The sequence below is a fragment of the Nocardia sp. 852002-20019_SCH5090214 genome, assembly GCF_001665865.1.
In the GTDB taxonomy this organism is placed as follows: Bacteria; Actinomycetota; Actinomycetes; order Mycobacteriales; family Mycobacteriaceae; genus Nocardia; species Nocardia nova.
The window spans coordinates 1-23,994 of sequence record NZ_LZMK01000449.1; the positions used below are offsets into that span (position 1 = coordinate 1).

Sequence of the window (23,994 nt, forward strand, 5' to 3'; positions counted from 1 at the left end):
CACCACACCCGCACCCGACCCGGCCGGAGCCGGACCCGGTGGCGCAGACGGAGAAACCACCGGAACAGACGACGACGGCGCCGCTGGAGTATTCGCCCCCGACGGTACTCCCGGGAGCGACGGCGTCACGGCCTTGTCGGGCTTCGACCGTTGTTCCATGGGGCGCAGCGTCCACGGCGTGGTCCCGTCGGACGACTGCTCCTCGTTCGGCTCACCGGTGACTCCGGGCTGCACTTCGGCGGGTGATGTCATGCCCCGGCCCCCAATACCCGTTTGACCTGTACGCCCCGGCTCATCGGAATCGTCTGCTGCACAAGGCTTCCCGTCGTTGCATCGGCGGTGATCATGGTCCCGTCGCCGAGTGCCACACCGGCGCGAGCCGGCCCGCGCGAACCGTAGTCCCAGAACACCACATCGCCCGCCGATGCGGCGGAAAGCTGCACGCGCTGACCGCAGATCGCCTGGCCCGCGAGGGTCGTCGGAAGGATCACCGCGCCCGAATTGCTGCCGCGAATGGCGTCCGTCGAAGTCTGGCAACCGTTTCCGGTGGGCGCGGGTGTTCCGTCGAGCGACGTCTTCTCACATCGCTGTGTGGTCGCGGCCACCGACGCCTGGTAGATCACTCCTCGCACCAGTTCGGCCATATCGGCCGCCTGGGAGCGGTACCCCGCGGCGAGCGCAGCCGCGCAACTGCCGGCGAAGCCGGTATTGCCGTAGGCCAACTCCGGCATTTGATAGGGCGCCGACTGCATCGGTCCACTCAGACACGACCGGATCCAATCGGAGACGTCGTTGTCGCTCGGGTCGACGGTTACGCTCGCGTACGGATTGGTCGACGGGATGTCCGATGCCGCGACCGTGCCGCCGCCTCCGCACTTCGAGACGGTGGTGGCCGTGGGTGTCTCGCTGGGGTCGTCCCCGATCGCACTCGCGCATTGGCACTGCAGGTCCGAGGCCGACGAACCCGACTGTGCCGCAGTAGGAAACACCGCTCCCATGAGTACTACACCGCACAGCGCGACAACGACCACGAGACCCCAAGCCCACCACGGTACGAATGCCAATGCTGTCCGCAGTCCATCCGGCCGATTGCTCATCGACAGCCTCCTCACAAGCCTCTCGGTTTATCCGCTGCCTAGCGAATGCGGCGACCGACGCGTCCCATTTCGCGTCGCCAGTTCGGGTTGGGAGGGTTGGTGCCGGGCGGTTGAGGAGCGTTCCACGGTGTCCGGTGAACCCGCGACGCCCAGAGATCCGTGTCGGCCGCATGGGAGATGACCCGGCGGACCTCTCGGATATGGCGCGGGTTCCCCGGATCGTCGACCAACCGGTCGACGGCGGTGGAGACAACCCGCGCGTGCTCGTTACCGATCCACATGAGCATCCGGTCGGCACTATTTTCGTCGATTCCTGCCAGAGACGCCATCCTTGAGCGACCACCACTTGCCACCAGTTGCAGTTGCTCGATCTGTTCCTGGCTCGGGGCCGCCATGTATTGCTCGACGAATCGTCGCTCTCGGCCATGGCGAGCCCCGCCGTCCAAGGTGACGCCACCCGGATTCGCGCGCCGAAAGCGGAAGGTCGCCGCTTGCAGCGTCGCCAGATCGGCTGCCGCCTCCTCCGCCGTGCCCTCCCCCCGGAGCACACGATTTGCCGAATGTTGGGCGCGCGAAATGGCCGAGACCACATGGCCGAGGTGCTTGTCGGTGAGCGTCTCGTCCTCGGCGTTCTGTGCGACGATGCCCCACGAGCGGATGGCGTTCGACATGATTTGCTCATCGGTGAAGCCGGCGCCGAGCATTGCGCCCCAGGCACTGTCGAGGCCCCCGCCGTAGTCGAATACACCTTGGATCGCCGCGGAGGCACCCATAACCGTGTCGACGCCGCCGGCGGCCTCGGCCGCTTGCCGCGCCGCGAAGGCGAACTGATGCCGATTCATATAGGACTGGGTGTACAGGCCGTCCGCACCACCGAAGTTTTCCCGGCCCCACACCCCCCACTGCGCGAGCTGCGCCTCACGCTCGGTACGCGAGAACGGCCGCAGCGGGCTGCGGGTCCGCCCCCACATCCATTCGGTGAGCGGCGAATTGCTCACGGTGCTGACCCCGGCCAGGGTCGCCAGCATCGCGGCGCCGCCCAGCTTGTGCTTTGCTCCGGCCTGTCCCATACCCAATGCCGTACCGGAACCTCCGCCGCCGCCGCTTCCGCGAGATACGCCCTGCATCGCCAGTGCGAAGCGGTTGGCGACCCATTCGTTCCCGCTGGTCAGCCCCGCGCTCAAACGCTGCAACTGGAAGATCGCGATGATTTCCACGATGGCGCCGATGACGAAGATCGCCATGACGTCGTTCTCCGCTTCCTTGAACAAGTTGCCCAGGAAAAGCACATAGACGCCCAGGAAGATCGTGTAGCAGGCCATCCGCGCGCCCGCGATGAAACCGTCGACGATATTGCGCACCAGAAAGGTTTGGGTGGGCCCGTAGACGAAACCGCCCGCCGCGAATCCGAAGATCGACATGAACCCGTGATAGATCGTGTCCAGCGCGGCTTTGATGATCTTGAGGGACAGATAGACCGCGAACAGCAGTAAGATCGTGCCGGCGACCAACAGGATCAATCCCGCCCCGATCTGGGGGACGGTCGGATTCTGGGTCGCTTTGTAGGCAGTCCTGTCGCAGTTCTTCATACCCTCCTTGACGGCATTCTCACTGCCGTTCATCACCGCCGAGGTCCACGCCGCCTTGCACGCCGAATCGGTGTCGACGACGCGGCCGAAATTCCATACCTGTAGCGGGCGACGGGCGAAGTTGTCGGCGAGATCGGCCTGCATCTGTGGCACCAGTGCCGATGCGTTCGGGTTGCTGTTGCCGTTCAAGCCGGCAGCCACCGACACCCCGATATTGCGGCCTTGGGCCAGTAAGCCGTCCGACGACAGCACATCCGCGAGCGGCTCCGCGAGGAATATCGGCCCTGCCACCGCGATCAACAACATGGAGACCACCTGCATGGTGGCCTTGGCGTGGAAACCGCGGACCACGAACCACGCTACGAAGAACGCTCCGATCGTGACCGCAGCCGCCAACATCATCGGCGTGGCGATCTGGCCGCTGAGACTGTGCGCGACACCTTCCAGAGCACGACTGAACAAATTGAGCCATGCGAAGCTGAGAGCGTATCCGATCAACCAGATGGCCGTGGTCACGATCACCATCCAGCCCGCGAATTCGAGGCTGAGCACCAGCGACAGCGCGGTATTCGCCGGGTGAAGCAGTCCGCCGTGGTTGGTCGCGAAGATGTAGCTCGACAACTCCGCGCCGGACGAATCGCGCACATGCATCCAGCTCAGTCCACTGTTGACCGAGGACCCCTCCGCATCCCCCTCCCCCGTCTGTGCCGTGGCCACCGCACCGAGCACCACCGGCAGCACGACCATCACGACGAACACGGCCAGCGCCGAGACACTCCAACGCCGCCGCCGAGTGGCCGACATCAAATTCCAGCATCGGCGGGCCACCGCGCGCGGCTGCCACCGAGCCGGGTCGAAGAATTCGAATTCCCAGTCCGGACCGAACCGGCCGTGCACGGTGCCCGTATCGCCGATCATGGCACCGCCTGTCTCTCCAGTATCGCGCGCTTGGGTGCGGCATTCGGCGTACTGCTGATGGCCTCGGCGCGATCGGGGCGGGCGGGCCCGAGCACCTTGCCGCGACCGATGCGGTTCAACGCGTCTCGCATGAACATCTCGCCGCGCCGCTCCTCGGGCACCTGCCGTCCGGGGCCGATCGGCGGGGAGGTCTCCTCGCGCAGAATCTGGAGCAGGAAGGGCGCCTCGTCGAGGTCCACGCCCAGCCATTCCAGGCTGTTGCGGGCCAGCGTCTCGTCGCGCTGCCGGAAGACGAACCGGTTCGGGATCAGATTGTGCGCCGCGCCCTGGAAGTCGGTGGCCGGATCGTGTGAGGCCAAACCGATCGCGGCCAGATGCTTTCGGCCGTCGCGACTGAAGTCGCTGGTCACCGCGGATCCCACCTGAGTCTGGGTGAAGTGGTGCGCCTCGTCGCCGACGAGCAGCCCGAACCGGCCGTTGTCGGAGAGGAACGCCTCTCGCGCGGTGACGCCCACCAGTTCGTACAGCGCGGTGCCCAGGCGCTTGGTCAGCGGCAACCGGTTGTACAGGTGGGGGGTGACCAGTTCTTCCGCCGTCGGCAGCGCCAGGTTGTGGCTTCGGATGACCGTGGCCGCGGCGTCGAGTCGCAGCGGTCGCAGGCCGGGATCGAACAGGACCGGCACCCGCTCCACGATGGCTCCCAGCCGGGCGGCGAGATCGGCGTACTCCTCGGCACTGCCGTGCTCGTCGCGCAACCGGCACACCACGCGATAGAGATCGAGCAGACTCCGAATGCCGTGCTCGGCAATACCTTTCGGAGTGAGCATGCTGCCGATGAGCGCACCGGCACCGCTGGTGGGCGACAGGTCCAGCAGAGGCAGGATCGAGTCCAGCGCACGCTCACCGGCGACACGCGGATCGAACAATCGCAGCGGATCCAGCGACACGGTCGGATTGCTGAGGTCGATGACGACCGCGTTGTCGATCGAGGAGGCGAAATGTTCCCACTCCCCGACCTGACTGCGGTCGATGGCGAGGAACTGCCCGCCCATATCGTGGACCAGCACCGCCATAAGTTTCAGGAAATACGATTTACCCGAACCCAGTTCGCCGGTCACCGCGAACGAGGCCGACAGGTCGTGCAGCGCCGCTTCCATGATGCCGAAGTGAATCGGCTCGAATTGGCCGGAGAGCAAATTGACGCCGATCACCGGACCGCTGTCGTCACCGATCTGACTGGTCGTGAAGGGAACGAAACCCGACCACATATCCGACGGCACGATATGGGCGAAGTCGTCGTAGGCGCGCCGGGGCGGACTGCCCGGAATCATCATGGACCACAGGTCGACCTGAGCGCCGACAGGTGCCGTCATCTCCACCTGAAAGCGTTTGTATCGGCGTTTGAGGGTATTGACCGCATCCATGGTGGTGTCGTGCGAGGAGCTGCCGACCGCGATCACGGTCGTGAACGACACCTCCGATTCGCCACCGTTGACCTCGAAGTGATTGTTGTATTCACCGAGCATCTGCACCTTCGACATCAACGTGTTCTGCGCGAACGACACCTCCTGATCGCGCTGATCCATCTGCTCACCGAGACGGCGCAGATTCTGCTCGTTGTTCTTCAGCACCGCGTCCGCGGGGCGCGTCGAAATTCGCATCGCCCAGTCGATGGTGACGTTCTCCATACCGTCGAGGACGCTGAGGAATTCGCTGCCGCCGGGAAAATTCATCCCGGAGTACGGGAACGAATGGGGGGTCAGGATCGCCTGATAGGACGGCCGGAATTCGAAGTCGGGCTGAACCACCTTGATCACCGGCACGAACGACGGACGCAGGCGGCGGTTGCTGTCGGCCTGGGCGCCTTCGTCCAGGGCCGCGGACCGGAAGACGGCGGCGGTGGCATCGTCGAGAACGCCCGCGCGGGTCGGCGCGACCGGATCGCCGACCGCACCCCGGGACAGATAGTGCTCCCACAGCCACTGGAACAACGCCGCCGGCACCGGCACCGGTTCGAAATCGCCACCGATTCGCGAGAGGATCTCGTTCGCGGTGTCGTCGTAGGCCTCCAGATCGGCGCGTGACAGCGCTGTGGCATCGATCGTGGTGGTGCTGCCGCGCCAGATCCGCGACAGTCCCGACAGTGCCGGGCCGCTGGATCCGACGGGTATGGACAGCAGGAAGATCCGGGTCTGCGGCACGATGGCACGCACCCGTTCGTAGGCGGCGACCACCTCGAGCGCGTAATCCTCGCATTCGTCGAGATCGACGCCCTCGACCATCTTGCCCAGCACGTCGATGGTGTTGAGCCGCGCCTGAATTCCCAGCAGGAGCGAGCCGTTGGGCAGGTTGTTGATCAGCGCGTGGTGGGCCGCCTTCACGTCGAACTTGTCACCGGCCTTGCGCAATCCGTAACCGAGCGGATTGATGAAATAGGTCGCGGTGACCAATCCGGCGTGCGTGAATTGCAGGTTGCCCCGAATGGCCGCGGTGGGCTGGATATCTCGCTCGAACGCCATTCAGTGCACTCCTCCTGCCACTGCGCGGCTACCCTCGGCACGAAGCGAAGTGGACTGGGTAGCAAGCAACTCGGCGACATTTCCCGATCCCGGCCGGCCGACCGGCGCGGCCTCGGGCGCCGACCCGTCCGGGAAGATGATGACCACGGATTCCTCGATGAACAGGGTGTGCCGGGCGGATTCGGCGGTGACCGGAAAACCCGAGGCCGACACAGGTTTACGGACGAAGACCAAACGGCCGAACCACATGGCCCGCGAGATCATCCGTACCCCGGTATAGGGCAGCAACCCCAGGCCGAACACCGCCACAATCGTCAGGATCAGCCCCACCACGAAAGTGATCGCCGGATTCACCGGCAGGATCATGGCGAGGACCGAGGTAACGAGAATGACCGCGATACCGCCGGCCACCTGTGGAAGTGTGTACGGCCCGAATGGCAGTTTCTGCCCGTTCTGCGCTTTGCCGATCATGGTGGGCACCCGTTTGATCGGCGTGTACACCTTGATCAGCTGAGTCATCGGTATCGCCCGACCGGTTGATCGGGCACGACGCTGGTGGCATCGGATCGTGCGTAGTTGACCAGTGTCGGCAGCATCCAGAACAGCACCGCCGCGAGGATCGCCGAGCCGACCACGCCGAGCACCTTCGTCGGCGACAACTTCGACTTGGCCGCCTCGGAGATGAGGATGCCCATGGCGAGGATCGTGATGACGATGATGCCGAGCGCGCGGACCACCAGCAGGATGTAATAAAGCAGCGCGTTGAGATTGTGCATGAGCGTCCCTTCTCGGATCAGTTCTGCGTCGCCGGCGGGATCTGCACGGTCGTCGTCGGTGCGGCGGGTTGGCTACTGCTCGGCGCCGGTGCGCCGGCGCCGCCGGGACCTGTGCCGTTCACGACCGTGAGCGGATTCGTCAGCGCCGGAACACGATCGATGGCTTGTATCTGCCACTGTCCGGAGGGGCGCACCATGGTGAGCGGATAGGACAGCGAGACCGAGGCGCCACCACTTCCCTTCGGCGCCACCGTGGCGAGCACTTTCGCGGCGTTTCCGCTACTGCCGCAACTGGATTCGTCCGCCGTGACCGAGACGCTCTCGAGGCCGGTGAACGGAGCCGGGCGCAATGCCGTGATCCCGGCGCCGACGGCCGTATAGCGGGCGACATCCCCCGATCCGGTCAGATAGGCAGTCAGAAAGCCGGTGGCGACATCGGCCAGCGGCGTATCCGAGGGGCAGGGCGTGCCGTAGGCGAGGGTGATATCCGGGCCACGCCCCGGCGGCTCCACCGCGGCCGGCAGCGACAGCGCGCGCCTGTGGCCGTCCGGTGTCACCGATACCGCGACCTGGTAGTACTGGCGGGCGTCGGTCACGCTGCCGGTCCGACCCGGGTGCACCGATATCGTGACCGCCCAGATCTCGACGCTCGCAGTCGATTCGGTGCGGCTGACGTGGACGACCATCGGGTCGCTCACCGGATGCGCGGTGGCCGGCAAGCGCATCTGCTGGCCCGGATCGACATAGTCGGCGATCCGATCCTGCTGCCCCGCGCTCGAACCGAGGTAGCTCACCACGAAGTCCTCGGCGAACGATGCCGCCAGCTGAGCATGGCCGATCAGGGTCGTCGTGTTCGCGTCGGACGGCCCCTGCGGCGGCTCCGAGAACCAGGACAGGACGGCATGTCCACCGCCGACGACGGCTAGTACGGCCAGTACCGCGACGAGGATGTTGTCGCGGCGGCGTCGCGCGGCCATCCGGCGAAGCAGTGCTTCGCCCGAATCCGCCGATCTACCAGCAATTGCCCGCACTCTCGGAATGGTAGAGAGGACAAGGGCATTCACCCTTCGGACTGTTCCCTGCCGTGGGAAGGCGATCAGTACACGGGGCTGCGCTTCATCCGGCCGGCCAGACGATGCCGCAGCTGGTCGTCGTAGCCGATCGGGGTGTGCAGATGCGGAAGCCCCGAGGACTGCCGTTGCGGCTCCATCACCGGGAGATCGTCGGCGACGCGAACCATCTGGGCGATCGCCAATTGCCGCGCCGAATATCCCGGGTAGGGGTACAGCAGCAGGGAGGTCGGGGTGTACCCGCCACCGTAATTCAAAGCCCGGACGGTCACCCCGGCGGTGTCGCCCGCGCGCAACCGCTCGTCGAGGGCGAGCAGGCGATGGCGATCGTCGGGATGGAAGACGTCGATCGGCCGGAACAGATAGTCCCACCTGATCCAGGGCGCCGGATCGGTCAGCCAGTGCGAAATGCTCGTGTATTCGAGTTGCACCACAGCCAGATGAGTGCCGGCACGGCGATGCGCTTCCCGCAGACCGACCTGCTCCAGCGTCGACCACGACATCGACGCCCGCTCGGCGCCGATCTCCTCGATCAACAGCCATGCGCCCCTGGATCGTTCGTCGTTCCGTGCGCGCATCGTGATGCGCCAGCGGCCGGGACGTTCACCGTCGGCGCGGACGGTCACGTCGAACTGCATCTTGGCGCCGGCCGTCGGCTCGTACAGCAGATCGAGCACCTCGGTGTGCCGGTCGAATCCCGACATTCGGTGGAACAGTTCGGCGATCGATATCCGCGGCACGTACTCCTCGGCGGACATTCCCGACAATCGCGCGATACCGCCCGGCAGCTGGATGGTCTGTGTCGACAGATCCCAGATCGCTCCGACCGCCGGACGCAGCGCCGGCACCTCCGCGGTCGCCGGACCCAGCCACAGCCGGATGGCATGGACGTCACCGGCGGGACCGAAGACGGGTTTGATCAGCAGCCGATGCGGACCCGAGCGGGTCGCGATCCGCAGATCGACCTCCTGCGCGTGATCGCGGGCCGAGATCATGGCCTCGGCGATCCGCGCGGTCGTCAGGCCGTCGTAGATCGCGGGCATCTTCGCCAGCTGCCGTTGCAGCACACGCTGCCACGCCGCGAACTCGCGGGGCGTTTCCCCGACCGAGGCGACCGACATCGTCTCCGGCGTCAATGTTTCGATCGTCGTCCATCCGATCACCGCGTCACTCATCGCACTTGCCCTGCACCAGCCGTTCCTCCGCACTCATGACCGACGGGTTCAGACGATCATCGTGACCTAGACAATGTACCGTTATCCAGCGGTGCGATCAATAGGAGAAGAACAACTGCACTGGTCAGCAGTCCGACCACTGCAAGTGAACCATGTTGAACGAACGCCCATTTCGTAAACAGACGTTGAACATGCGAAATCACGGCCGACGCCCGCATCCTGCGCGCCTTCGGCCGTGATCGACGACGGTGCCGCTAGTCCTGGGCCGCGATCAGGGCGAGAACCCCCGCCCCGGCCAGGACGCCGAGATCCTCCAATTCCGAAGGGACCACTCGCAGTGCGGCCAGGAAGCCGGCCCGGGCATGGGTGGCCACGGCCGTGTTCAGCGGCTTCCACAGCGCTGGGCCGGCCGTGGCCATCGAACCGCCCACGACGACGAGACCGACATCGAGCAGCGGCGCGATCGAAGCGATGGCCCGTCCCAACGCGGTACCCACCCGTTCGAACGCCGCGACCGCAACCTCATCGCCGGACTGCGCCGCCGAAACCAGTTCCGCCACCGTGGCTCCCGGCCAGCCCCGGCCCCGAGCCCACTGCACCGCGGAGAGGCCACCCGCGACGGCTTCGAGACAGCCTCGACCACCGCATTCACACGGTTCGTCGTAACCGGGAACGAGCAGATGGCCCAGATGACCGGCATTGCCGGTACGCCCCACGACCACCAGGCCGCCGACCATCACCCCGGCACTGATCCGATCCGATACGGCGATCGACACCGCGTCCATCACCTGACCCGTCGCGCCGAAATTCTGTTCGGCCAGCGCGAGGCACACACCGTCCAGCCCCAGTTGCACACTGGCGCCCGGGAACGCCTTCTTCACGGAATCGACCAGCTCGAAACCGGTCTGCCACTCCTTGACCGCGGTCGGCGCGACGACGCCGGCGGTCATGTCGATCGGCCCTGACGATCCGATCCCGATCGCCGCCACATCCTCGCCGCCGGCGGTCTCGTGCAGCAGTGTCCGGCAGGCTTCCCAGGCGCCGGCGGCGGGGATCGGAGCCCGGCGAATATCGTCCGTACCGACATCGTCTGCCACGCGAGTCGCCGCGAAGCCCGCCGGGCCGATTTCCAACGCCAGCACAGTCATGAATTACCCACCGTCACAGTAGTTTTCGCCTGTCGATGGTGACGGCTCTCAGCAGCCACCGGTCGCTGCCGGTCGCAACCGGCGCCCCAGCACGATACGACGACGCGGCGTCGCGGGCGCGGGTTCCACACAGACCGGCCGGGCGCCGGTCCGGATGATCCGCAGCGGCCGTTTGTGATCCAGCGGGGCCGTCCGATGCCGATCGAGGTTCTCCACGATCTTGCCGGCGCTGTCGTAGGCGACTCCGGCCCAGATCATGGCCCGGGGACCGTCGCCACGAGCGATCAAAGCCTCTGCGAGCTGGGAACATTCGGTCAGCAGCGGGCAGCTCGCGCAGATCCGGACCGCGGCGCGCCAGGAGTCGGGGGTGCCGACGTCGAGGTCCCAGTCGTCGGGTCCGTCGGCGCACGGCGGGCGGTGCGCGGCCGCGACGGTCGCGACGGCGGGCGTGGGAACAGTCGAAAGCGGCGGCGCCACAGGGGATCCGAGGGGTAGCCGACGCGAGTGAATTGTGCTCATTTCCGTCTCCGGGGATGCCGAGGACACACGTGTGCAGTCACCGTGTGGTTCGCAGACGTGGCCCATGGGTCGGGCGGGCATCGGGGCTGCTCAACAGTCCCCGGCAACCAGCAGCGAACTGCTGTACTCGGCACGTTAACCCACGATTTGGCTGTCAGCAACCACTTTCGCCGCTATTTAACGGCACATTGACCAAGTCGTTGCACGGATGTATCGTCACTTAACGGGACGTTTTTGTACGGTCCGTTTTTCTACGGGGTAAGTTGTGATTTCCTAAGAGGTATGGCTGTGCACTCGGAGTACACGATCGACGAGCTGGCGCGGGCAGCAGACACCACCGTGCGCAGTGTCCGCGTGTACCACGAACGAGGGCTGTTGCCGTCACCGGAAGTCCGGGGGCGCATCGGCTACTACGGATCCGATCATCTGGAGCGGCTGCACACGATCAGCCGGCTGCTCAGCCGAGGTATGAAGCTCAACGGGATCCGCGAACTGCTCGAGGCATGGGATCGTGGCGACGGGCTCGCCGACGTCCTCGGGGTCAGCGACAGTCCGGGCGAGCGCGAACCCGTTGCGGCACAGGAGAAACCGGTCGGCGACGATCCGCTCGCCGATCTGCCCGACTACGTCAAACAGGCGCTGGCCGGCAGTTCCGACCCGCTGGAGGCCTACCGGGTCGCCAATCCGCGCTGCGGCGATCTCGCCGCGCGCCTCATCGACAGCGGGGTGCCGGACGCCACCGCCTTCCAGCTCGTGGAGCGGCTGCGCGCGGACTGCAATCAGATCGCCGATCGCTACGCCACCGAATTGTTCTACTGCTTGGCCGGGCAGGCCTACGAGCGCTCGCAGCGCGACAGCAAGGACCGCGCACGGCTGGAAACCGAGGTGGCCATCGCCCGCCTGATCGTCACCCGGGCGGCCTCCGAGCTCATCGACCAGGCCTTCGCCCGGCATGCCGAACTGCCCGCTCCCAACGAGGCTGCCCGATAAGTCCGGTTGTTCGATGTGCCCGGCGCGCCGTGCCGGTACGCTCGGGTGAATGCGCAGGCCTCTCGTCCCGCGGCGGGTTCGCGGAATCAATACTCTGGATCGGCGACTGGTCGACCGGAGCGCACGGTTGCGCCCGAGTACCGCCGACACCGTGCTGCGTTCGCTGAGCCACGCCGCCAACGCCAATCGGCTGTGGATCGCGGCCGGTGTCGGTGCGATCGCCGTCGGGACCACGACTCACCGCCGTGCCGCGGCGCGCGGACTCGTCGCCGTCGGCATCGCGAGCGGGCTGGCCAACGGTGTCGGCAAACCACTGTTCCCGCGGCGCCGGCCACCCGCCGAGGCGGTGCCGCAGATGCGGCGCCTGATCTCGCCGCCGATCTCGTCGTCGTTTCCCTCCGGCCACGCCGCCTCGGCGGCGGCCTTCGTCACCGGCGTGGCGCTGGAATCACCGGCACTGGCGGTTGCGGTGGCGCCCGTGGCAGCCGCGGTCGCGTACTCGCGGGTTCACGTGGGCGTGCACTGGCCCACCGACGTGCTCGCCGGCGCGGCACTCGGCGGCGCCGTCGCGGTCGGCACCAGGCGGTGGTGGGCGGTGCGTCGCGACGAACCCGCGACGGTCGGCCCGGCACAGCGGATCGAACCCCTGATCGGCGGCGACGGCCTGCTGTTGGTCGCCAATCCGAACTCCGGCAGCGGCGACGGCGGCGGACTGCTGGCCGATCTGATCCGCAAGCTTCCGGCCGCGACGCTGCTCGAACTCGGCGACGACATCGACCTGGACGCCGAGATAGACACCCGGGTGAGATCCGGATCGATCCGCGCGCTCGGCGTCCTGGGCGGGGACGGCACGGTTTCGGCGGTCGCGGAAGCGGCGGTGCGGCACGGACTTCCGCTGGCCGTCTTCCCGGGCGGCACCCTGAACCACTTCGCCCGGGACATAGGTGTCGAGGATATCGCGGCCACCCTCGCCGCACTGTCCTCCGGACAGGTCGCGCTAGCCGACACCGCGCGGGTGCGCCTGGACGACGGCAGCGAACGCACCCTGGTGAACACCGCGAGCCTCGGCGGTTATCCCGATTTCGTCCGGTTGCGTGAACGCTGGGAACATCGCATCGGCAAATGGCCGGCCGCGGCGGTGGCGATGGTGTGCGTGCTCGTGCGCGCCCAGCCGCTGCGCACCACCATCGACGGCGTTCCGGCCTCGGTGTGGATGTTGTTCGTGGGCAACGGAGCCTACCGCCCCCGCGATCAGGTGCCCACTGCCCGAACCGATCTGCACGGCGCCGGTCTGGACATCCGGTATCTGCGCGCGGACCGGCGGTTCTCCCGATTGCGGCTGATCTGGGCGTCGCTCACCGGCACCCTCGGCGATTCGCCCACCTACGTCCACCGGCATGCGGACAAGTTGCGGGTACGCGTGGACGGGCCGCCGATCTCACTGGCCACCGACGGCGAAGTCGACACGCGCGGTGCGGAATTCGAGTTCATCGGCGATCCTTCGACACTGCCGGTGTTCCTGGTTGCCGACGGTGATGCGGAGCCCCGCCGCTAGCCGGCACCGGAGACTGCGCCGAGAAGAAGTACACACCTCATGGTATGAAATTCCTAGTTTTCACATGACGGAGGTGTCGGATCGTGACGCAGGCCAACCCCATGACGGTCGAATCGGCCGAGGCCGCTTTGGCGCGGCTGACCGCCCACGATCGCGGCGTGCTCACCGATCTGGTGTGCCGAGTCGACAAAGCGGCCTCCGGCTCGGCCTGGTCGCGGAAGGCGCCGCTCGTCGACGAGGTGGTGCGCTTCCTGGTCGATAGGCATCTGCTGCTGACCCACTTCAATTGGGGCGCTTGGGAAGAGGGACAGCAGGCGATCCAGCGCCGTGACCGCGCGGCGCTGGCGACCTGCACCGCACAGCAGTGCCTGCAATACCTGACCCTGCTGGTGCGCGCGGACCGCTTCACCGAGGGGACACTGGCGTCGGCCTTCGAGTCGGGGCTGATGCAGGCGCTCCTGCACCGCCTGCATCAGCACACCTACCCGCACGCGGCGCGTTAACCCTCGGCCAGCGCCCGCACTCGGGCCAGGACGTCGGGATAGCGCTTCAGATGTGCGCCGCCGTTGAGATCGATGGCCGCACCCGTCATCCACGCCGCCCGGTCGGAGGCCAGGAAGGCCGCCATCTCGGCGATTTCCTCGGGTCGGCCGCTGCGTCCGAGCGGGGTGTTCTCGAGGTACTCCTCGGTCAGCCCCGGAACGAAGGCGATACCGGCGACCAGCGGAGTGTCGACCAGGCCCGGACTGATCGCGTTCACCCGGATGCCGCGCTCGGCCAACTCCAGCGCCGCGACCTCCACCAGCATCAGCACACCCGCCTTGGCCGAACAGTAACCGGCCATCCCGGTTCCGGGCTGGCGGCCGTTGAGGGAGGCGATGCAGGTGATGGATCCGCCGTCGGCCAGGTGGCGGCCCGCGTATTTGATCGCCAGGAACGATCCGGTGAGGCAGACGTCGACCGTCGTTTTCCAGTGTGCCAGTTCGAGTTCGGTGATCGGGCCGGGTAGCGACAGCCCCGCGCAGTTCACCACCGCGTGGAGGTCGCCGCTCGCTTCGAAGCCGGCTGCCACCGACGCCTCGTCGGTGACGTCGAGCGCCACCGCGCTCGCCGAATCGCCGATCTCCGCCGCCACCGTCCGCGCCGCCTCGAGATTCACATCGGCGACCACGACGCGAAAACCGTCGCGCGCCAGCGCATGTCCGGTGGCGCGGCCGATGCCCGAGCCACCGCCGATCACCATCGCGCCCCGCGTTGTCGGCGCTGCCTCCGGGGCGTTCGCCGCTTCACCGGCTGTACTCATCGCTGTGCCCCCTCGGCGATCGCGCGGTCGGCGGCGAGATGGCGGGTCAGGAAGTGCACCTGATGGTCGACGGCGGGCTCGAACCAGTCGTTGCCGGCGAAGATGTCGAAGTGGTCGCACGGGTAGTGGCGAACCTCGGCACGTGCGGCGAACGCGGCCTTGGCCGCGGCGTGAGCGGGCGCGGCGCGGTCGAAGTCGGCGATCTGCATCAGCACCGGCGCGGTGATGCGCGCAGCCCGCCGGTCGGCGCGATAGCTGCCCAGTTCCAGACCGATCGCCGCGTCCACCTCGTTGCGCCAGGTGGGGCCCGCGAGTGCGGTATAGCTCTCGTAGTAGCCGTCGGCGGTCAGGGCGGCATGTTCGCCGGGCTTGCCGACCAGCGGCATCATCACCCGATTACCGCCGAACCGTCCGGCCAGGGCGCTGCGCACACTCGACATCGTGGATTTCGCGATCGCCGCGGCGCCGACCTGCCCGAAAGCGACTCGGCCCGCGGCCAATCCGTTCACCAGCGGCACGAGCGCGACGACCGCGCAGATGTCGGTCCGGTCCGCGGCGACGGTGAGGGCGTGGCCGCCGGACAGTGAGATGCCCCAGGCGACCAGTCGATTCGGATCCACGCCGGGCTGCCGTGCGGCCGCGGACAGCGCGGCACGGTAGTCCTCGGCCTGTGCGGCCATCGAGACCCGCTGCCGGGGTTCACCGGCGGAGGCGCCGAAACCCCGGTAGTCGAAGGCGAATACGGCCAGTCCGGCCGCGGCGAGGCGCTGTGCGAACGGTTCCAGCCCGGAATCCTTCGTCCCGCCGAATCCGTGCGCCATCACCACGACCGGACGGCCGCCGGGGCCGTCGAACGGCCCGTCCGGCGTGCCCTCGAAAAACCATGCGTCACAGGTGGTTCCGGACGAGGTGAACTCGACCTGCCGATACGTCGTCACTGTGCCACTCCCACCGGTCGATCCGTCTCCGCCACGCGCGCCCACGGGGGCGGCCCCGACAGCCGCGCCCGCTCGGCGCCGGCCGGAATCTCACGCACCCGCATATCGTGTTCGTAGAGGAAGTAGTCCACCTGCTGGGTGTGCCGGGCGCTGGGCACCATATGCCCGGTGTAGTGCTGCTGTTCGGCGACGATCACCCGCCGCATCTCGTCCGCCGACGGCAGCCGGTAGCGGCCCACCGCATAGGCCCCGATCAGTCGCGCCTGGCATTCGACGAACGGGAACAAGGTCGGGGTGGACTGGGCGAATCCGGCGAAGGCCAGATCCTCGAAACCGGGCAGGAACATCCGCTTGTACAGATCGATCTTGTTGTCCGGAGCGCTGATGAAGTCCGGATCGAAGAACGGGAAGGTGATGTTGTAGCCGGTGGCGTAGATGATGATGTCGAAATCGTCGGCGGTGCCGTCGGCGAAATGCACGGTGGCGCCGTCGAATCGGTCGATATTCGGTTTCGGGATCACATCGCCGGAACCCAGCCGCAGCGGCAGTTCCACCGATTGGGTCGGGTGCGCTTCGAAGAATTTGTGATTCGGCGTGGGCAGGCCGTAATTCTCCGGACGGCCCGCGGTCAGCGGTTGTCCCCACTGCGCGATCTTGCGCTGCCAGGAGAACGGGATGTAGGGGCTCGTGCGGTAGTACTTGTCGGCCGGCTTACCGGCGATGTACTTCGGCACGATCCAGGCGCCGGAGCGAGTGGACAGCGTCAGCTTGTTGCCCAGCGCCTTCGACGACAGCTCGACCGCGATATCGGCGGCGCTGTTGCCCAGTCCGACCACCAGAATGCGCTGATCGGAGAAGTCCATCGGGGTGCGCGGGTCGATGTAGTGGTGGGCGTGCATGGTGCGGCCGGTGAATTCGCCCGGGAATTCCGGATAGCGCGGGTCCCAGTGGTGCCCGTTGGCGACGACCAGGAAATCGAAGTGGCGCACCTCGTTTCGCTGCGTGCGCAGTTCCCAGCCGCCGCCCGGCAGACGCCGCGCGTGTTCGACACCGTTGCCGAATTCGATGGAACGGTAGAGGTCGAAGGCGGCACAGTAATCGTCGAGATACTGCTTGATCTGGGTGTGGTGCGGGAAGTCGGGGAATTCCTCCGGCATCGGGAAGTCGCGGAACGACAGCTGATGTTTGGAGGTGTCGATGTGCAGGGAGCGATACGCGCTGCTGTGCCCGTTCGGGTTGCCGAAGGCCCAGTTGCCGCCGACACGGTCCGAGGATTCGAAGCACACATACGGCACCCCGTAGTCGCCGAGCATCTTGCCGGCGGTCAGACCGCTGATTCCGGCGCCGATGACCGCGGTACGCGGTTGATACATCACCACTCCTTTCACGCCATGGGCGTGTAGACAGATTCTCGATAGTGTCTACTAGTAGACACATTCTCAGATCTGTCCACACATTGCTAGGGTTTTCCCGAAACCGGTCGACAGCGAACCGGTGCGGGTGTGCGGCGAAAGGGGCGGCGGATGAGCGACACGACGACCACGACGGTGGTCGACCGGCTGTTGGAAGCGACACAGAAATTGCTGGCCGCCAAGGGAATTCGCGCCACCACGATGATGGAGGTGGCAGAGGAGGCGGGGGTTTCGCGCGCCTGGCTGTACCGGCACTTCCCGGACAAGCCCGCGCTGATCGGCGCCGCGATCGTGCGGCTCACCGACACCTGGTGGAACGACGCCCGCGCCGAACTCGACCGCATCGACACCTTCGCCGAACAGCTCACCATCGGCGTGCGCATCGGTCGCGGCGCCTACGACGATCCGGGCGCGCTGCTCATGCGCCTGCGCTCGTCCGAACCCGAGGAGTTCGCGGCCTGCGCCGGCGCCGGCGTCACCGCCCTGGTCCCCGCGCTCGCGGCGTTCTGGCGGCCCTATATCGACCGCGCCGCCGAACGCGGAGAAGTGCACCCCGGCCACGATCTGGCCGAGGTCGCCGAGTGGGTGGCCCGGGTCCTCATCAGCCTCGGCACCGTCCCCGGCGACACCTTCGACCCGGACGATCCCGCCGCGGTGTCCCATCATCTGCGCACCTACCTCCTGCCCGCGCTGACGCACGCGCCCGCCGGCGCTTCCGAACGGAGCCGCCGTTCCAGCTGATTACGAGCTCACCCACTTCACACCACTCGGCTCGCCCGCCGAATGGAAAATGGAAATCATTTCCGTTAATGTCTGATGCCGCTCCATCGAGCGCTGCGCAGAACACAGAACGGAACAGAGATCAGATGAACAAGATCACCCGCATGACCGTCATGGCGATCACGGTGGTGAGCGCGTTGGGCGCCGGTTCGGCTGTCGCATCCGCCGCGCCCACGACGGCGGCAGATCACGTCCTGAGCACCGAGATCATGCCGGGCGTGCAGTACACGAGCTCCACCGCGGATCAGTCCGTGGTGATCGAGACCGCGACGGCCACGCTGGTCGCGGCGGGCGGGCAATTCCAGGTGCGCGACGCCTCCGGCGCCACGGTCGCCGGTGTCCCGGCCTTCCCGACCGAGCCGAAGGCCCTGACCGCCGTCCACGCCGCACCCGAGGTGCGGGCAGCGGCACGCGCGGCGACGCCGGAACTGCACCTGGAGAATATCGACGGCGACCCGCAGACCGAGCGATTCGATGCGGCGATCCAGGCCGCCATCAACGAATTCGGCCTGGCTACCAGCGTCGGAACAATGACCGGTGGTCTCATCGGCCTCGCCGTCGGCTGCGGAGTCGGCGCCGTAGCGGGCGCGGTGTTCGGCGCGCCCGTCCTCGACGCCGCCGGACTCACCCTCATCGCCGGCTGCCTGGCCGGAGCGGGCGTCCTGGGCGGTATGGGCGCCATCCTCGGCGCCGCGCTCCTCGGCATCCCCGTCGGCATCGCCTCCGCAATCAAGTTCCAGCACACCATGAACCAGCCCTACGAACAGCACATCCACGACAGCGAGAGCGACTGAGGACGGAACTCGGGCGTGGGCGGACCACCGCCCACGCCCCTGCCCGCTGGACGACCGCCCTCCGAATCCGCACGTCGAGCCACTGAACAGCACGGTTCGGCCCGCTACGATGGGCATCATGTCCTGCCCGGATGTCGCGCGACCGGACCTTCCCGAGTACATGACCTGGGAAGAGCTGGAGCAGTTGCCCGAAGACATCGCAGCTCGCATCGAGCTGTGGGAGGGCCGGGTGGTGTGGCTTCGTCGCGGCCCCGGTGAACACCAGGAGTTCACCAACCTGTTGTGGAGCGGCCTTCGACGCTGCGCTCGGAAACAGATGTCCGACGATCCCGAACAGTGCTGGAGTGTGCGCACGGAAACCAACGTGTTCTTCGGCAAGTCCGGCAAGTCCGACTTCGTAACACCGGATTTCATGGTTCACCGCTGTCTCGAACAGCCGTACCAGCATGTCCGCTCCCCCGACGTCGTGTTGGTGGGCGAGGTGCTGTCGCCATCGAATTCGGATGCGGATATGGAACTGAAGAAGGCACGCTATGCCAAGGCGGGGATTCCCTGGTATTGGGAGGTCACCCTCGCCACGCAACGCAGCGCCATCGCGCACGTGCACGCGTACGTCCTCGCCCCGCAGGTGGGGCCGCTGCCGCCCGGAGTATCGGTGCTGCACCAGGCGAACTACGTCCTGGCGGGCGCCTGGTCACCCACCGCCTCGGAATCGGTTCGCATCGACCATCCGTTTCCGATCGACATTCCCTGGTCGGAACTCGAATTCGGATGAGCTGTGCCGGTCTTTCGTAGCAGCCGCTACTCCGTGGACTCCCGCACGCGAATCGGGGCCCTGCCATCTATCGCCGGGCCCCGATTCGGTTGTCAGTCGATGGGTCGAGTCAGGTCGTAGACCGTCGTTCCGCCCACTGTAATTGCGGTGTAGTGGGATTCGACCCAGCTGGTGATCTCGCTCGCGCTGCCGGAGCCACCGCCCGACCCACCGCGGCCGCCGGGGCCGGCGCCCGCGAAGAAGTAGTGGATGTCGCCGTTCTTCACGTAGTCCTGGAATTGGGCGAGGGTGGGCGAGTTGTCGCTGCCGGTGAAGCCGCCGATCGCCATGATCGCTGTGCCGGTGGACAATTCGAGGCTGCCCGCGGATTGCGAGCCGACCGTGGCCGCCGCCCAGCGGTTGTTCGCACTCTTCAGCAGTTCCCGCAGGGCGGTGTTGCCGGAGTTGCCTCCGCCGGGACCGCCGTCGCGGGTGCCGGTCGAGTCGGCACTCGCCGATGGTTGCGCGTTCGTCGCGCCGCCGGATGTCGAATCCGTTGTGCCCGAATCAGTCCCATCAGGTGCGGTGCCGCCGGACGCGGATACCGAAGCACCCGGGGCATTTCCGTCCGGAGACATACCTCCGGGCCCGCCACCGAATCCGCCCATGCCGCGGCCAGTGTCGGGGCCGGAGGTCGGAATCGACCCGCTGTGCGCGGTCGCCGCTGTCTCCAGGGCGTAGGCGCTCGTGCCGGCGAAGCCGAACAGCAGTGCGGCGGCCGCGACGATCACGGTCATCCGGCCGAGGGCGTGCGCGCCGACGACGAGGACCGCCGCGACCACGATCGAGCCGATCAGGACGATCCAGCGCAGCGCCGGGTACCAGTCGGGCGTGCGGTCCAGCAGGACGAAGTTCCACACCCCGGTCGCCGCCAGCATGAGACCCAAGGCCGCACGCGCAGAGGCGAATTCACGTCCGCGCCACAGTTCCACCACCGCGATGCCGACCAGCGCGGCGATCGCCGGCGCCAAGGCCACGGTGTAGTAGGGGTGAATCGTGCCCTGCATGAAGCTGAAGACCACGCCGGTGACCAGAAGCCACCCGCCCCACAGGATCAGGCTCGCGCGGATGCGTCCGGCGCGGGGTGTGCGCCGGGTGAACCACAGGCCGGCCACCAGCCCGATCAGCGCCGCCGGGAGCAGCCACGAGATTTCGGTGCCCATCGAGTCGCCGAACAGGCGGGTGACTCCGGTGCTGCCGCCGAAGCCGGTGTTGCCGCCCCCACCGGGACCACCGCCGCCACCGCCGTTGCCTTCGCCGCCCATCACGCGGCCGAGACCGTTGTAGCCCAGGGCGAGTTCGAGCAGGCTGTTGTCCGTGGAGCCGCCGATGTAGGGCCGCGAATCGGCGGGCCACAGGCTCACCAGCGCGACGAACCAGCCACCGGAAATCACCAGCGCGACAACGGCTCCCAGGAGTTTCAGGATCTGGGCCCGCAGTACGATCGGCGCGGCGACGAGAAACACCAGGCCGAGTGCCGGCAGCACCAGGAACGCCTGCATCATCTTGGTGAGGAAGCCGAAGCCGACCGCCACCCCGGCCGCCGCCAGCCAGCGGCCACTCCCCTTCTCGGTGGCCCGGACCGTGCAATACGCCGACGCGACCAGCAACAGCACCAGCAGGGCGTCCGGGTTGTCGAACCGGAACATCAGCGCCGCGACCGGAGTCGACGCCAGCGCCGCACCCGCGATCAGCCCGGCCGCCGGACCGCTCCAGCGCCGCACCGCCCCGTACAGCAGCCCGACCGACGCCACACCCATCAATGCCTGCGGCAACAGCAGCGAGAACGAACCGAATCCGAGCAGCCGCCCGGACAGCCCCATCACCCACAGCGCGGCGGGCGGCTTGTCGACGGTGATGGCGTTACCGGAGTCGAGCGATCCGAACAGCAGCGCCTTCCAACTCTGCGTGCCCGCCTGTACCGCGGCGGCATAGAAGTCGTTGGCCCACCCGGAGGCGCTCAGTCCCCACAGATACAGGAACGCGGTCGCGACCAGCAGCACCAGCAGCCCGGGCCGCGCCCATCGCGGCTGGTCGGGCGGTCCCGAGAGGAACGCGCCCCACCGCGCCGGCTGCGGCGGCGATCCGGTCGGCCCGGCCTGCCGACGCGGCGCCTCTGTGATCGTCATACGGTTCTCCTCCGCCTCGGTCGCCGGGCTGTCTGCCGCGGCCGTTGCATCGAGGATCGCGCCCGGAGGTGGGTCGGCTCTTTGCCGAACCTATGCGCCGACTGTGAGGAGACTTCTTGACCTCAACCATGGTTGGGGTACCAGAGTTGCCGCATGACCACTTCGATCGACACCGTGACGCCATGGGTCGAGCAGCACGCTCATCCGCTCTCCGCCTCGGCCCCGGAGCATCCACTCACCGATCTGGCGCCACTGCGCCGGTCGGCCGGCGCCGCACGCGTCGTCGCGCTGGGCGCCGCGACCCGCGACACCCAAGAGTTGTCGGTGACCGCCCATCGGATCCTGCGTTTTCTCGTGGAACACTCGGGATTTCGCAGCCTCGTCCTGGAGGGCGACGATGCGACCAGCGCCGCGCTCGACGAGTACGTGCGCACCGGGGCCGGCGACCCGCGCGCGCTGCTGGCCGGGGCCCGATCGTTCTGGCGAACCGAGGAGATACTCGAGGTCGTCGGATGGATACGCCGATACAACCGGCAGCACCCCGACGATCCGGTTCGTATCGCCCATCCGGAGCCCGAGCGCCGGGTCACAGCGGAATCCGGCGACCTCGGCGATATCGAAAAGATGCTGGCAGACACTGTGATCCGCTGGCACGAGCGCACCGGGCACAAGGTCGTCTATTGGGGCGGCACGACGCATACGGTCGCCGCCGCGGCACGAAATGTGCTCCTCGGCGAGAAGCGGGTCACTCATCGCAGCGCGGGCGGCCATCTTCGAGAGCATTTCGGTTCCGGCTATCTGTCCGTCGGCCTGACGTTCGACCACGGCTCGACCGCGCACACCTTCCCTTCCCCGCCGGCCGACTTCGCCGAAGCCGTACTCGGCCGCGTCGATCTGGATGCCTATCTGCTGGACCTACGCACCCCGGGTCCGGACTCGGTGCGCACGTGGCTCACCGAGCCGGCGAAGACTCGCTTGATCGGGCCCGTGTACGACCCGCAGAACGATGATGCGTTCCACCTCTCCGGCGGATCCCTCGGCGAATGGTTCGACCTCGTCGTCCACCACCGGACGGTGACGTCCGTTCGGCCGCTCGGGTCGCATCACGGATGAGCCGGTCGTGGCGGTGTCCTGATCCGAGGGATTCGCGACCTGCACCGAGGGGCGCACGTTGCCTTCCGAGCGCACCAGCGGCCGTTACACTCGACGGTGGACGAGAAGCGCTGCGACGGAACGGTTTCCGCCGTGCTCGTCCACCGATACGACCAATGGCGCCATCGACACGGAGGCCGATGGTGGACACCGCAGCGACTACGTGGATTGGCCACCATCACCCCCAACACCTACCGTAATCTCCCTATCGTGTTCGGACAGAACACAATTGCCCTTGTTTGGCATGATTGCGCCGCAGCGGTGTGTCGCATGATCTTCGCGTTGGGCGTGTCGATTATTCGCCGGTACTTTGCCGAATATGACTGCGAAGCAGGATAATCCGCACGACTCGTTGTTTCGCAAGATCATGTCCAACCCCGCTGCGGCTGCCGGAGAATTCCGGGCCGTCCTGCCGGAGTGGCTCGTCGCGCTGATCGACTGGGACGGCATGGAATTGGCACCCAGCCGATATGTACTTCCGAACCTCCGAAACCGCGACAGCGACATCCTGTTCAAAACGACGGTCGCCGGTCGCGATGGATATATCCACCTCTTACTCGAACACCAGAGCACTCCCGACAAACATATGCCGCTGCGGGTCCTCGAGTACATGATCGGCACCTGGACTCAGCACCTGAACGACGACCCCGGATCCGGCCACTACCCCCTGGTGATACCGGTCGTGGTCAACTCCGGCCCGAACACCTGGCGGTGGAACTACACCACCGAACTGTGGGACCGCATCGGCGACGATCCCAGCATCCGCGCACATCTCGGCGATCTGGTGCCCCGGTTCCGGATCATCGTCGACGATCTCGCCGGGCTGGAGTTCAGCGATCTCTACGCCCGCGGCCTGGCACCAGCGGTACTGATGATGCTGATCCTGCACCGCCTGGCATTCAGGAACGAGCACCTGGACCGGGATCTGCAGCCGCATATCGAGGTGCTGCGCGCGGTGGAGGAATCACCGAACGCGACGAATGACCTGTTCAGCCTGTTCACGTACATTAGTAAGGTGTCCGAGACCAACGCGCGCAATCTGGGGCGCGTGGTCGACCAACTGGGCCCGCTGGCGAAGGAAGTCGCGATGACCACAGCCGAACAACTCCGCGCAGAAGGTGAAGCCAAAACCCTCCTACGGCAGCTGACCGTCAAGTTCGGCCACCTGCCCGATGAGGTCGTCGACCGGGTGCAAACCGGTGACGCGGCCGAACTGGAAACATGGGCCGAACGAGTACTGACTGCCGACACCCTCGACGAATTCTTCGCCTGACCGGACGCCAAATCCGACTCGCTCCCGCGGCGACATCGTCGCA

The 23,994-nt window shown here is 66.9% G+C and carries 21 protein-coding genes and 1 pseudogene; 8 read left to right on the forward strand and 14 right to left on the reverse strand.

The window, feature by feature from the left end:
- From A5780_RS42380 to A5780_RS37730, 10 genes and pseudogenes are all read right to left on the reverse strand, one after another.
- A pseudogene (locus tag A5780_RS42380) lies at window positions 1-252 on the reverse strand (hypothetical protein); the annotation flags it as partial.
- Window positions 249-1,097: an NlpC/P60 family protein gene (locus A5780_RS37690; RefSeq protein WP_146098821.1), complete on the reverse strand. Its 849-nt coding sequence runs from the start codon at window positions 1,095-1,097 to the stop codon at window positions 249-251. The pseudogene A5780_RS42380 and the gene A5780_RS37690, both read right to left, overlap by 4 nt.
- A gap of 38 nt (window positions 1,098-1,135) precedes the next feature.
- Window positions 1,136-3,238 carry a hypothetical protein gene (locus tag A5780_RS37695; protein ID WP_155525683.1) on the reverse strand — a complete coding sequence of 701 codons (2,103 nt, stop codon included), beginning with the start codon at window positions 3,236-3,238 and terminating at the stop codon, window positions 1,136-1,138.
- Between the two features lie 362 nt (window positions 3,239-3,600).
- Window positions 3,601-6,123 carry an ATP-binding protein gene (locus A5780_RS37700; RefSeq protein WP_063010447.1) on the reverse strand — a complete coding sequence of 841 codons (2,523 nt, stop codon included), beginning with the start codon at window positions 6,121-6,123 and terminating at the stop codon, window positions 3,601-3,603.
- Window positions 6,124-6,642: a hypothetical protein gene (locus A5780_RS37705; protein ID WP_063010445.1), complete on the reverse strand. Its 519-nt coding sequence runs from the start codon at window positions 6,640-6,642 to the stop codon at window positions 6,124-6,126.
- Window positions 6,639-6,899 carry a hypothetical protein gene (locus tag A5780_RS37710; RefSeq protein ID WP_030517937.1) on the reverse strand — a complete coding sequence of 87 codons (261 nt, stop codon included), beginning with the start codon at window positions 6,897-6,899 and terminating at the stop codon, window positions 6,639-6,641. The genes A5780_RS37705 and A5780_RS37710 overlap by 4 nt, the downstream gene beginning before the upstream one ends.
- A 17-nt stretch (window positions 6,900-6,916) precedes the next feature.
- Entirely contained in the window at window positions 6,917-7,876 is a 960-nt protein-coding gene (locus A5780_RS37715) for a conjugal transfer protein (RefSeq protein WP_064911418.1), read from the reverse strand.
- Window positions 7,877-7,995: 119 nt separating this feature from the next.
- Complete coding sequence (locus tag A5780_RS37720) at window positions 7,996-9,144, reverse strand: GAF domain-containing protein (RefSeq protein WP_082856699.1); 1,149 nt, start codon at window positions 9,142-9,144, stop codon at window positions 7,996-7,998.
- A gap of 254 nt (window positions 9,145-9,398) precedes the next feature.
- Window positions 9,399-10,292, reverse strand: coding sequence for an ROK family protein (locus tag A5780_RS37725; RefSeq protein ID WP_064902260.1), 894 nt, complete (start codon window positions 10,290-10,292; stop codon window positions 9,399-9,401).
- 48 nt (window positions 10,293-10,340) lie between these two features.
- Complete coding sequence (locus tag A5780_RS37730) at window positions 10,341-10,811, reverse strand: hypothetical protein (protein WP_146098819.1); 471 nt, start codon at window positions 10,809-10,811, stop codon at window positions 10,341-10,343.
- A 282-nt stretch (window positions 10,812-11,093) separates the two neighbouring features.
- On the opposite strand from A5780_RS37730, the gene A5780_RS37735 reads away from it, so the two are divergent.
- From A5780_RS37735 to A5780_RS37745, 3 genes are all read left to right on the forward strand, one after another.
- Window positions 11,094-11,801 carry a MerR family transcriptional regulator gene (locus A5780_RS37735; RefSeq protein WP_030517942.1) on the forward strand — a complete coding sequence of 236 codons (708 nt, stop codon included), beginning with the start codon at window positions 11,094-11,096 and terminating at the stop codon, window positions 11,799-11,801.
- 49 nt (window positions 11,802-11,850) lie between these two features.
- Window positions 11,851-13,356, forward strand: coding sequence for a phosphatase PAP2 family protein (locus A5780_RS37740; RefSeq protein WP_063010437.1), 1,506 nt, complete (start codon window positions 11,851-11,853; stop codon window positions 13,354-13,356).
- An 83-nt stretch (window positions 13,357-13,439) separates the two neighbouring features.
- Window positions 13,440-13,859, forward strand: coding sequence for a DUF6508 domain-containing protein (locus tag A5780_RS37745; protein ID WP_146100734.1), 420 nt, complete (start codon window positions 13,440-13,442; stop codon window positions 13,857-13,859).
- Here A5780_RS37745 and A5780_RS37750 read toward each other — a convergent pair.
- From A5780_RS37750 to A5780_RS37760, 3 genes are read right to left on the reverse strand one after another with little or no spacing between them, the layout of a single operon-like run.
- Window positions 13,856-14,599 (reverse strand): SDR family NAD(P)-dependent oxidoreductase, encoded by a 744-nt coding sequence (locus A5780_RS37750; protein ID WP_063010433.1) that lies wholly within the window; start codon window positions 14,597-14,599, stop codon window positions 13,856-13,858. The genes A5780_RS37745 and A5780_RS37750 overlap by 4 nt on opposite strands.
- Window positions 14,600-14,655: 56 nt before the next feature.
- A complete protein-coding gene (locus tag A5780_RS37755) occupies window positions 14,656-15,597 on the reverse strand; it encodes an alpha/beta hydrolase (protein ID WP_063010431.1) in 942 nt (313 codons plus the stop codon).
- Entirely contained in the window at window positions 15,594-16,970 is a 1,377-nt protein-coding gene (locus A5780_RS37760) for an NAD(P)/FAD-dependent oxidoreductase (protein WP_063010494.1), read from the reverse strand. Before A5780_RS37760 ends, A5780_RS37755 begins: the two co-directional genes overlap by 4 nt.
- 150 nt (window positions 16,971-17,120) lie before the next feature.
- Here A5780_RS37760 and A5780_RS37765 point away from each other — a divergent pair, with 150 nt between their 5' ends.
- The 3 genes from A5780_RS37765 (at window position 17,121) to A5780_RS37775 (ending at window position 19,358) form a co-directional block, all read left to right on the forward strand.
- The gene (locus A5780_RS37765) at window positions 17,121-17,750 is read left to right on the forward strand and encodes a TetR/AcrR family transcriptional regulator (protein ID WP_063010429.1); all 630 of its coding nucleotides are present in this window, start codon (window positions 17,121-17,123) and stop codon (window positions 17,748-17,750) included.
- A gap of 125 nt (window positions 17,751-17,875) precedes the next feature.
- Window positions 17,876-18,583, forward strand: a complete 708-nt coding sequence (locus tag A5780_RS37770) for a hypothetical protein (RefSeq protein WP_064911420.1) — start codon at window positions 17,876-17,878, stop codon at window positions 18,581-18,583.
- A 118-nt stretch (window positions 18,584-18,701) separates the two neighbouring features.
- Window positions 18,702-19,358 carry a Uma2 family endonuclease gene (locus A5780_RS37775; RefSeq protein ID WP_064911478.1) on the forward strand — a complete coding sequence of 219 codons (657 nt, stop codon included), beginning with the start codon at window positions 18,702-18,704 and terminating at the stop codon, window positions 19,356-19,358.
- A gap of 92 nt (window positions 19,359-19,450) precedes the next feature.
- Here A5780_RS37775 and A5780_RS37780 read toward each other — a convergent pair whose 3' ends face one another.
- Window positions 19,451-21,526, reverse strand: coding sequence for a glycosyltransferase family 39 protein (locus tag A5780_RS37780; protein ID WP_064911421.1), 2,076 nt, complete (start codon window positions 21,524-21,526; stop codon window positions 19,451-19,453).
- 153 nt (window positions 21,527-21,679) lie between these two features.
- Between A5780_RS37780 and A5780_RS37785 the strand changes: the two genes are divergently transcribed.
- Together A5780_RS37785 and A5780_RS37790 are read left to right on the forward strand one after the other, a co-directional pair.
- Window positions 21,680-22,639, forward strand: coding sequence for an erythromycin esterase family protein (locus tag A5780_RS37785; RefSeq protein ID WP_082976950.1), 960 nt, complete (start codon window positions 21,680-21,682; stop codon window positions 22,637-22,639).
- A 358-nt stretch (window positions 22,640-22,997) separates the two neighbouring features.
- Window positions 22,998-23,951, forward strand: coding sequence for an Rpn family recombination-promoting nuclease/putative transposase (locus tag A5780_RS37790; RefSeq protein ID WP_064911422.1), 954 nt, complete (start codon window positions 22,998-23,000; stop codon window positions 23,949-23,951).
- Window positions 23,952-23,994: the final 43 nt, after the last annotated feature.